Raw genomic sequence first — 12216 nt, 5'->3', positions numbered from 1 at the left:
CAATGATATCACCAACCAGATTAATGAAACAAAAGGTGATGCTTTATTGTGGAACAATGATAAAGGAGCATTTATCGCTCAACATGGTGAAGGTGAAGGAAAAACCAATAGCAAGATTACTTTTCTTGCCAATGGTGATATAACTGAAAACTCCACCGATGCAATTAATGGTTCGCAGCTTTATTTGTCACCAACCAGATTAATGAAACAAAAGGTGATGCTTTATTGTGGAACAATGATAAAGGAGCATTTATCGCTCAACATGGTGAAGGTGAAGGAAAAACCAATAGCAAGATTACTTTTCTTGCCAATGGTGATATAACTGAAAACTCCACCGATGCAATTAATGGTTCGCAGCTTTATTTGATGAGTAATAAGCTTTCCGCATATTTTGGTGGTGGTGCTGGATATAAAGATGGAGAATGGATGACTCCCAAATTCCATGTTGCACAATTCAAGAGTGATGGTACCGTTGATGAGCAGGAGCCCTACGACAATGTTGCGGCAGCTTTTGATGGCATTAGTGGAAGTATGCAAAATATCAATAATCGTATTACTGAGGTTACCAAGAATGTCACATCGAATGGTTTAAATTGGAATGAGGATGAAAAAGCATATGACGCACGTCATCAGGGGCAGGACAGTAAGATTACGCATGTAGCGAATGGTAAATTGTCTGAAGATTCGAAAGAAGCCGTTAATGGTAGCCAACTTTGGGAGACAAATAATAGGGTTAGCAAGGTTGAAGAGAAAGTAGACAATATTGATCAACAGGTAAAAAATATTGAAAATACGGTTACGAATGATGCGGTTAAATATGATAAAAATGAAAAGGGTGATAAGATAAATAAAGTCACATTAGCTGGTGTGAGTGAAAGTGATCCAGTAGTGTTAAACAATGTAGCGGATGGTCGCATTGAAAGTAGCTCGAAAGAAGCTGTTAATGGGGGCCAATTGCATGATCATACGGATAAGCAGATGAAGATAGTCCTTGATGAAGCAAGATCTTATACGGATGAGCGCTTCAATAGCATTTTAAATAACCAGATGGGTGATGTTATTAATGAAGCAAAATCTTATACGGATATGAAGTTTGAGGCTTTAAATTACAGCATAGAAAGTGTGCGAAAAGAAGCAAGACAAGCAGCCGCTATTGGTTTAGCAGTGTCTAACTTACGCTATAATGAAACACCTGGGAAATTAAGTGTTGGATTTGGTACTGGCTTATGGCGTAGGCAATCTGCATTTGCCTTTGGTGCTGGTTATACATCTGAGAGCGGCTCTGTTCTGTCTAATGTATCTGTCACCAATTCTGGTGGACACTGGGGTATAGGTGCGGGATTCAATATGACATTGAACTAATAATCAACAAAATGCATTGAGCAAAATTATTTCGCCCTTGTCTTAAATGAAGGTAAGGGCGAAATTTTATTTTAATAAGAAATCAATAAAATCAACAAATGAAATAATTAAATCAAAGAAAAACATTACAAGCTGATGAATAATAAAACAAAACGCACTATAAATGCTAAAGCTCTATTTTCGTCCCATTTATAATTTAACAAGAATGGAGATTACCCCATACTAATATTTTTTGCTTTTTACTAAAAAGCAGTTCAAAAGAACATAAAACCAATATGTTACTTAATTTACAGATAAAAATTCACCAACCTAGCATGAGAAAATGCTTCTACCAATTTATCTAAATGGCCCTATTATCCAATAACATATTACCCCAAAAATAAAACTGCCAAAACCTTAGAACTTTCTTTAAATAGACTTTTTTATTACGGCTTTATGCAGAGATAACCTTCCTCACGAATTGTTAACAGATGGTTTAATTAGGGATAAAATTATAAATTGAAATATGTCTTTTTTATGGCATAAATATGCTGATTTGATTTTTTCATTGGGTGCTTATTATGAAAGAGTTATCCATCATATCAAGGAAGAATGATTGGGGTTATGGACATTTCTCTCGACATTTATTTAAAAAGCTTTTGTTGGGAACCACAATTACTGCATTTTTATCAAATGCTTCCCCCGTTTATGCGAAAAGTTTTGATATAATAAAACAAGTTCTTCAAAGCATGGAGAAGGCAACAGCGGTTTATTCTCAAGGCAAGGATAATCAGAGCAGTTTTAACATTTCTGATGCATCCAAGGTGGGTTATTTAACAGCACTCAATAAAGCGCTAGCAGAAAAAGTGAATGCTTCTGGTGGCTATGCAGATTTTTTAACCAGAACCCTGTCTGGTAAGAGTGATGATAATCCTATCGCTATATCTTCTTTAGAGGGCACTTATAATCCTGTTGTATTGGATAATGATATAACGACGTTTAGTATGAATCCGATGACGAGAACTAATGCACCAATGACTAGAAGCAGCGGAATTAGCATCGGCACTAATACTGTGGCGATAGGTACTGGTGCGCAAGCAAAAATGCAACATAGTATTGCTATTGGTGCCAATGCAATGACTTTGAATGAGGTTACGGAGATAGCCATTGGTTCTAGTGCGAAGACGATCAAAGCTGGTGGGATTGCTTTAGGTAGTAACAGTGAAGCTTCTGTACCCAGAGGTATTGATGCATATAGGCCATTAGACATGATGCCAACGAAAAATTTTGCCGCTTGGAAGAGCTCTGAAGGTGCGTTGAGTATTGGTAATGCTGAAACATCAAAAACACGACAAATTGTAGGAGTTGCAGGTGGTACTCAAGATACTGATGCAGTAAATGTAGCGCAGTTGAAAGCCTTAGAAAAGGCTGCTGGAAGTTGGAAACTCTCTGTTGGTGGAGCGAATACCACAACGGTTGAATCGAATAAATTAGTAGATTTAGCTGCTCCAAGTGGTAACATAAAGGTTGCCAAGGGCAAAGACGACAATAAGGTACAATTTGATTTAGCAAAGGACATTACGCTGAATAGCGTAAAAGCAGGAACGAATGCTACCTTAAATGCAACGGGCTTAGTCATTGTCAATGGTCCGCATGTGACGACCACTGGTATTTCCGCTGGAAATAAAAAAATTACAGAAGTAGCAAATGGTAGTGCAAATAACGATGCGGTGAATTTTTCACAGTTGGAAGCAGTAAAGGCACTTGCACAAAAAGGGGGAGACGGTTGGAAGCTCTCTATTGGAACTGATGCGGCAAAAAACGTTGGTGCGAATAGTACAGTAAACTTTTCATCTGGAGGAGGTAATTTCAAGATTAAAAGAGATACAAACGAAGCCAATAAGCTAATATTTGGTTTGGCTAATGATTTAACACTAAGCAGTGTGACATTAGGAGAGAAAGCAAAAATAGATGCAACAGGGTTAGTGATTACGGGTGGACCTAAGATAACAACTAGTGGCATTGATGCTGGCAGTAAAAAGATCAAAAATGTGGCAACGGGTACTGTCGACACCGATGCAGTGAATTTTGCACAGCTAAAGGAAATAAAAGAACAAGTAGTAGTCAGTAGCTTCGTAAAACAGGATGACGGAACAAAACACATCACCATTGGTAAAGATACAGATGGTGATAAAATTGATATTGCCAACAACAAAAATGAGAAGCGTACTCTTACGGGTATAAAGAATGGTGTCATCTCAGAAGATTCAAATGAAGCTATTACCGGTTCGCAGCTTTATTCTCTTGGTGGCGAAGTTGCGTCTTATTTCGGTGGTGGCGCTGTTTATAAAGGCGATAAATGGACTGATCCAACTTTCATGGTTAAAACCTTTAATGAGGATGGTACAGAAGGTACAAAAAGCTATGATAATGTTGCAGCTGCTTTTGAAGGCGTAAATAATTCTTTTTCTGATCTTCATAAAGAAATTAAGAATGTGGTTGCCACAGTGGAAGGTGATAGTCTTGTTAAGTGGGATGAAGAGCAACAAATAGTCAAGATTGGTTCAGAAAAATACGGTAATAAAATCAGTATTGAGGATAAGGATAAAAAGGATCGGAAACTTTCCGGTGTTAAGGAGGCAGAAGAGTACAATGAAGCAGTCAACAAAGGTCAGCTTGATCGAGAAATAGAAGATGTACGTTCAGTAGCGGTTCTTTATGATGAAGAAGTAGAGCCAAAAGATGTCAATCCCCTTATCAGGTCAGCGCGTAAAGTTAATAAAAACAGTGTAACTTTTGGAGATCCTAGCACAGGTCAGATTGCTTTGCATAATGTTAGCAAAGGTGCCGTTTCTTCTGATTCACATGATGCCATCAATGGTTCGCAACTTTTTGAGACAAATCAAAATGTGAATACTGTTTCCACTAATCTCCAAACAGCTGGGAAAAATATAGCAGAGACCTTTGGAGGCGGAGCAAAATATGAGAATGAAAAATGGATTGCTCCAACTTTTACGCTTAAAACTGTTAACTCTGAAGGCAAGGAAGAAGATAAGAGTTATCCTAATGTAGCGGAAGCTTTAACAGAAGTTGGTACTTCTTTTACAAATGTTCAAAATAAAATTACCAAGGAGATTACCAACCAGATTAATAGTGCAATTACCACTGTACAAGGTGAAAGCCTCATTAAAAAAGATAAAGAAACAAATAATATCAACATTGGTCGAGAAGTAGAAGGCAGTGAAATTAATATTGCTAACAGCAAAAGTGAGATACGAACTCTTTCCGGTGTGAAGGAGGCAACGAAGGCGGATGAGGCTATTAATAAAGGGCAATTTGATAAAGGTGTGAAGGGATTAACAGAAGATCTTCAGTTTGAGAGTTCTTTTGCTATTCACTACGATAAAATATCCAATGGTAATGGAGATCAGGCAGACTATACGAATATCACCCTGGGTAAAGGGAAGAATCCCACAGCTCTTCATAATGTTGCTAATGGTATAATTGCTAAGGATTCTTATGACGCAATCAATGGAGGACAGATTAATACAATCGGTGAAGATATTGCAAAATTTTTAGGTGGTAAAGCAATCTTTAAAAGCGGTACCTTTACAGCACCAACCTATGATTTATCAAGTATTGATGAAAAAGGTAATATAACAGCTAAATCTTTTTCTGATGTGGGCTCAGCCTTTACTGGACTTAATACAAATATCAAGAATGTTAATCAGCGCATTAAGGAAGTGTCTCAAAGTGTTGCACAAGATTCTTTATCGTGGAGTGCGGCTGACAATGCTTTTAGTGCCCAACATGGAGAGGGCAAAGAAAGAAGGGATAGCAAAATTAAATTTCTTATAGGAGGAGATTTGTCCAACAACTCCACAGAAGCTGTAAATGGTGGCCAGATCTATACGCTAGGGAGCCATGTAGCTAGTTTTTTTGGTGGTGATGCTGAGTTTCAAGATGGACAATGGAACGATCCAACTTTTAAGATTAAAACTCTTAACGATGATGGTGCAGAAGAAGAACAAAGTTATACGAATGTAGCAGAGGCTTTTAAAGGTGTTGGTACTATTGTCACGAATATTAAAAATGATATTACTAAAGTAAAAGTTGAAAATCTTGTACAGCAAGAGAAAGCAACAAATAATATTACCATTGGTGCTAAGAAAGAAGGCAGTGTCATCAATATTGCCAACAGCAAAAGTGAAAAGCGAATTCTTACTGGTATAAAGGATGGTACGGCAGATGCTGATGCAGTGAATTTTTCACAGCTAAAAGGTGTCAAGCAAGAGATCAAAGACAAAGTGAAAGAGGTACAAGAACAAGTAGCAGCCAGTAGCTTTGTAAAACAAGATGCGCAGACAAAACACATCACCATTGGTAAGGATACCGATGGTGATAAAATCGATATTGCTAACAAGAATAATGAAAAGCGTACTCTTACCGGTATAAAAGATGGCGCTCTTTCAAAAGATTCAAACGAAGCCGTTACGGGTTCACAGCTTTTCACGACAAATCAAAATGTGACAACTGTCTCCACTAATCTCCAAACCGCTGCCACGAATATAGCCAAATCCTTTGGAGGGAGTGCTAAATATGAAAATGGCATATGGAGCGCTCCAACTTTTACACTTAAAACTGTTAAAGATGATGGGAGCTCTGAAGAGAAGATTTATAATAATGTCACAGAAGCTTTCTCTGGAGTTGGTACTTCTTTCACAAATGTTCAAAAACAAGTAACTGAACAGATTAATCATGTGATTAATAAAGTGGAAAGTGAGAATCTTGTACAGCAAGAGAAAGAAACAAACAATATTACCATTGGTGCAAAAATAGAAGGCAGTATCATTGATATCGCCAACAAGAATGATGAAGCTCGTATACTTTCTGGTGTGAAGGAAGCAACAAAAGATAATGAAGCGGTTAACAAAGGTCAGCTTGATACAAGTATCAAAGATGCAAATAACGAAATAACGAATGAATTTAACGATTTTACCAAAAACATAACGAATATTACACAACAAGTTCAAGGCGATGCTTTGTTATGGGACAAGGAGGAAAAAGCGTTTATTGCTGATCATGGAGAGGGGAGCGCAAAAACAAAGAGTAAGATTACGCATCTTTTAGATGGAAATATTGCTTCTGGCTCTACGGATGCAATCACAGGTGGTCAGATTTATTCAATGGGGAATGCGGTTACTGCTTCTTTAGGCGGTGGAGCGAGTTATGAAGGGGGAAGCTGGATTGCTCCAACTTTTACAGTGAACAAATTTGATATTAAAGGCAACGCAACACAAGAAGATTATAAAACTGTTGCGGATGCTTTGTCAGGTTTAAGCACTTCTCTCACAAATACTCAGAATAAAATTACCAATGAAATTGCTCATGTAAAAGGTGAGAGTCTTGTTAAGCAAGATGACAAGACAAAGTTTATCATGGTTGGTGGAGAGAAAGACGGTACTGTAATCAATATCGCCAACAAAGATGGTGAAGAACGGACACTTTCTGGTTTGAAGGCAGGGATACAAAACAATGAAGCGGTTAACAAAGGTCAGCTTGATGAGAGTTTGAAGGATCTTTCCAACAATCTTCAGTCTGAAGATTCGGCTGTTGTTCATTACGACAAAACAGATGATGAAATTGATTATGCGAGTGTAACTTTTGGTGGTAGAGCTAAAAAATCCACGGCTCTTCACAACGTTGCTAATGGTATTATTTCTGAAAAATCGCGTGATGCGGTTACTGGTGGTCAGATTTATAACATTGGTGGTGATATAGCAAAATTCTTAGGGGGTGGTGTATCCTTTAACAATGGAGCCTTTACAGGTCCAACCTATAAATTATCTGATGTTTCTAAAGAAGGTAATGTTACGGATAAGTCCTTTACTGATGTTGGTAAAGCCTTTGAAGGTCTTGATACAAATATAAAGAATGTAAACCAGCGTATTAAGGAAGTCTCAGAAGGCATTAGCAATGATTCTTTATTATGGGATAAGAATAAGGAAGCTTATGTTGCTCTTCATGGGGAGGGAGAAACAAGGGAAAACAGTAAGATTACCTATCTCAAGGATGGTGATATTACAGCAAACTCAAGTGATGCAGTAAATGGTTCTCAACTTTATTCTTTAAACGAGCAATTAGCGACTTATTTTGGTGGTGGCGCTGGTTATGATAAGCAAGGAAATTGGCAAGCTCCAAATTTTAAAATCAAGCAGTTTGGTGAAGATGGAGTCTCTGAAGAAAAGAGCTATAGCAATATTTCTGATGCATTGAGTGAGGTTGGAAATTCTTTCACGAATATCCAGAATAAAATGACCCATGAGATTAGCAAAATAGAAAGTGAGAATCTTGTTAAGCAGGATGAAAAGACAAAACTTATCACGATTGGTGGAGAGAAAGATGGTCGTGAAATCAGTATTGCAAACAGTGCGAGCGGTGTGCGTAGCCTTTCTGGTGTAAAAGCAGGGCTTCTTACAGCAGAATCCACGGAAGCGGTCAATGGTTTCCAACTTTATTCGGTAATCAATGCGCTTTCTAGATATTTTAGTGGAGATGCGGGATACAAGGATGGACAATGGCTTGCGCCAAACTTTAAGGTTGCACAATTTACTGCTGATGGTGTGGTCAGTAAAAAGGAGGACTATACCAATGTTGCATCTGCATTTGAAGGTGTTAACGAAAGCATGACAAATATCAACAATCGTATTCATGATTTTGAACAGAGTGTTTTCTCGGGTGGTTTAAATTGGAGTGAGACAGAAAAAGCTTTTGATGCGCACCATAAAGGTCAAGACAGTAAGATTAAGCATGTAGCGGATGGTGAAATATCAGAAGGCTCAAAAGAGGCTGTTAATGGTAGTCAACTTTGGCAAACGAATAAGAAAGTTGAAGAGGTTGAAAACCATGTCAATATGATTGATAAGCAAGTAAAAGATATTGCTAGTGTGGCGGATATTGCTGTTAAGTATGATAAAGGGAATGATGGCAAGAAAAAGAATAAAGTAACATTAGTTGGTGTAAGTGAGAGTGATCCAGTATTAATAGACAATGTAGCGGATGGCCGCATTGAAAGTGGCTCAAAAGAAGCTGTTACAGGTGGTCAATTGCATGATTATACGGATCAGCAGATGCGTATTGTACTTTCTGATGCGAAGAAATATACGGATGAGCGGTTTAATGATGTTGTCACTAATACGGTCAATAATATTGTTCATGATATAAAATCGTACACAGATATAAAGTTTGAAGCGTTAAGGTATGAAATTAAGGAAATTCGCAAAGAATCGCGACAGGCGGCGGCAATAGGTTTAGCGGTATCGAATTTGAGTTATGAAGAAACGCCAGGTTCTGTAAGTTTATCAATAGGTATGGGGATGTGGCGTAATCAATCAGCCTTTGCCGTTGGAGCAGGTTATGTTTCTGAAAATGGCAGAATTCGTTCTAATATATCCGCGACGAGTTCTGGTAATCATTGGGGCGTAGGAGCAGGTTTAAGAGTAAAACTGAATTGATAGAGATTATTAAAGTTTGTCGCTGCATTTTGCATTTATATTTTTCTTTTATGAAGAATTAAGAATATCTTATGTCTGCAAAAAGCTTTCTGTAGCAATAAATTTATTTATAAATTCTAAAAATTTTTACTTAAATTGTTGAAAAAATATCACACTGTTTTGTGAAAAATACCCAAATTGATAAAAATTGTTATTTTTTGTTGCTATTTTATTATAGAGTAGATATGACTCGTAAAGTATATTAGTAAGACTCATTTTGATAACAATATTAAAGGGGGAGGGTAAATGACACGTAAGAATAAAGAAACAATCAAAAGAGTACACCCACATCATTACGTGATATCTTGAAAAAAATAATCTATCTAGCAAGAATTATTCAAGGAAATATAAAATTCCCAATATCAAAACACCTTTTCACTTTACTTGTTATTAAGAAAAAAGTGCTTTTAAATAAAACTAAGACCTATAACTATGAAAATACACACTAAAACCTTTTACAAAGCATTTTATACCATTACCAACTAAAAGAGTAATATTAGAATTCCTTTCAGTTAGGAAAAAGCAACACATTAAAACCATTAGACTCTAAATGTGTCATATTTATATCAAAAAAACATAAACCAAAAGACATACATTTAGATTTCAATACAGAAGGCACAAACAAAACAAAATTAAAGACTCAAAACGTTCACATTCTAAGCAGTGTCCTTTATCCAAAACCTTAAGATAGTCTGATAATGCTAAAATGTGTCTTTTTTATGTTTTAGAGGTGCTTTTAAGTTTTTTCATTGGAGAGTTTGTTATGAAAAAATCACATGCACTGGGAGCAGCGAATGAATTAAAAGGTTCTCGTTTTCCTTTTATTAAAGTTTTATCATTGACTTCAATCGCTGCACTTTTGTCGAATATCACACTTGCTTTCTCAGCAAATTCTGATTTTAGAAACGCATTTCTTGAAGGTGTTAACAGTGCTGGTGTATCTTATCCACAAAGCCTTATCTCTGTTGCTGGTTTGAGTGCTTCTTCCGTCTCAAAAGACAATTATTTAACAGTGCTTAATAATGCAGGAGAAGAAAAGGTTAAAGCTTCTAGTGATTATGCAAATTTTTTAACCAGAACCCTTCTGAGCCCAAGTGATGAGAGCTCTATAAGTGTTATGAAAGAAGACGGCGATTTTGCATGGAATAATGTGCTAAATATAGTTAAAGGACAGCAGCTTACAAAAGTAGCTGCTAAGATTACTGAAAACAGTATAAATAATCGTTCTGAGAAAAAAGAGTTGAAACCATTTGTAAAGAAAGATTGGAAGCTTTCTATTGATGATAGTGAGGAAACTGGTGGAGGGCGGTTTAGCGTTCGTAGTTTAGAAAAAAATACCAAGGAGATGGGACCAATAGCTGTAGCAAATGTATTTCCAGTTGCTACGAGAGCAAACTACGATGGAGACCACTCTTATACTGTGGGTTATCAAGTGCAGAAAAAAGGCAGTAATGTTGTTGCTATAGGTCCGTGGGCTGCGGTGCAAGCTGATGGGGCTGTTGCTGTAGGTAAATTCTCTAGTGCTGAAAGAACAGCTGGTCTTGCAATAGGCAGTGGAGAATTTTCCAAAGGCGCTGTTCATTCTACTTTAGCGTCGGGGGAGCAATCGATAGCTTTGGGTTATATATCTCAAGCTCTAAGGGACTATGGGATTTCTATTGGTGGTCAAGCAATGGCGGGTGAGAAGGGTTCTATTGCAGTTGGTAGGCTGGCGGCTGCCATGCCGCAAAAGAGTGTTGCAATAGGTATGGGAGCCGCTGCAGGGGTGGAAGGAGCTGTTGCTTTAGGGGGCGATTCTATGGCTGCTGTTGCAGCTGGTGAGTTTGGTTATGCTCCTTCATTAAAGAGTGAGGTTGCAACAAATTCTACACCTCAGTGGCAAAGTACATCAGGCGCCGTCAGTGTTGGTAATCCTGGTGGGGGTATAACACGACAAATCACAGGTGTGGCTGCTGGTAGCAAAGGTACTGATGCAGTAAATGTAGGGCAGTTAAAAGATTTAAAAACATTCGTCAAAGAAAACGGCTGGAAACTGTCAGTTGGGGGTGAAAATGGCAAGACTGTTCTTATGGACAGCGATGTAGATTTTTCCACTGGAAGTAAGAACTTCCAAATTACCAAAGGTGATAAGGACAATAAGGTAAAATTTGATTTAGCTAAAGATGTTACGTTAACAAGCTTAAAAGCAGGTACAAATACCTTAGATGCAACAGGGTTAGTAATTTCTGGCGGCCCGAAAATGACAACAGGTGGTATTGATGCTGGCGGCAAAAAGATAACAGGAATAGCAAAGGGTACTGAAGAGACAGATGCGGTGAATTTTTCACAGCTAAAAGCAGTACAAGGAATATCGGCTCTAAAAGGTTTAAAAATCAATACTTCTGCTAAGGATTTTAAAGATCCTACGGCAATAGCTGAAAATTCAATTGCCCTTGGTGATCACGCAAATGCATCAGGAGTAGCCTCTCTTGCTCTAGGCTTTCAGACAGATGCAAAGGAAGATAACACTATTGCTATAGGTTCTGAAGCAGAGGCATTATCTCCTTATGCTATTATTATAGGTAGTAAAGGAAAGGTATCAGGTTGGCAGGGTATTGGTTTGGGTTATGGCGTAGAAGTAGCAGGTCTGCGTAGTATTGCTTTAGGTTACCAATCTAAAGCGTTGGTTGATAATGGTGTTGCTATCGGAAACAACTCTGTGTCCAATAGAGCTGCTAATGAGTTTGGTTATGCTCCTTCGGTAAGGGATGAGGTTGCAACAAATGCTACACCTCAGTGGCAAAGTACATCAGGCGCTGTGAGTGTTGGTAATCTTGATAAGAATATAACACGACAAATCACAGGTGTGGCTGCTGGTAGCAAAGGTACTGATGCAGTAAATGTAGGGCAGTTAAAAGATTTAAAAACATTCGTCAAAGAAAACGGCTGGAAACTGTCAGTTGGGGGTGAAAATGGCAAGACTGTTCTTATGGACAGCGATGTAGATTTTTCCACTGGAAGTACAAATCTTAACATTACAAAAGGCAATGAGGACAATAAGCTAAAATTTGATCTTGCTCAAGACGTTACGTTAACAAGCTTAAAAGCAGGTACAAATACCTTAGATGCAACAGGCTTAGTAATTACGGGTGGACCTAAGATAACCACCGGTGGTATTGATGCTGGCAGTAAGACAATAACAGGCATTAAAGAAGGTTCTCTCACAGCAGAATCGACCGAAGCAGTAACTGGTTCCCAGCTTTTGGCAACAAATAATGAAATTGCTGATGTAAGAGACAGTATTCTTGTTAAGCAAGTAGCAGAGATGACTTTAGCGCGTAGT

1 protein-coding gene and 2 pseudogenes are annotated in these 12216 nt (G+C 37.8%); all 3 read left to right on the top strand.

Annotated elements, in window-relative coordinates:
• A pseudogene (locus PVV66_RS08475) lies at positions 1 to 1362 on the top strand (Vomp family autotransporter); the annotation flags it as partial.
• A gap of 560 nt (positions 1363 to 1922) precedes the next feature.
• Positions 1923 to 8855 (top strand): Vomp family autotransporter, encoded by a 6933-nt coding sequence (locus PVV66_RS08470; protein ID WP_273719368.1) that lies wholly within the window; start codon positions 1923 to 1925, stop codon positions 8853 to 8855.
• A gap of 802 nt (positions 8856 to 9657) precedes the next feature.
• Positions 9658 to 12216 (top strand): annotated as a pseudogene (locus PVV66_RS08465) (hypothetical protein); the annotation flags it as partial.

The organism is Bartonella sp. AU16XJBT (assembly GCF_028618665.1).
Classification (GTDB): Bacteria; Pseudomonadota; Alphaproteobacteria; order Rhizobiales; family Rhizobiaceae; genus Bartonella.
Note: the sequence above shows the minus strand (reverse complement) of the source record. Positions and strands in the feature narration are given on the sequence as shown.

What these genes read in the sequence shown, in the direction of transcription:
- PVV66_RS08470 (WP_273719368.1), top strand. Translation starts at nt 1,923, where the DNA reads ATGAAAGAGTTATCCATCATATCAAGGAAGAATGATTGGGGTTATGGA.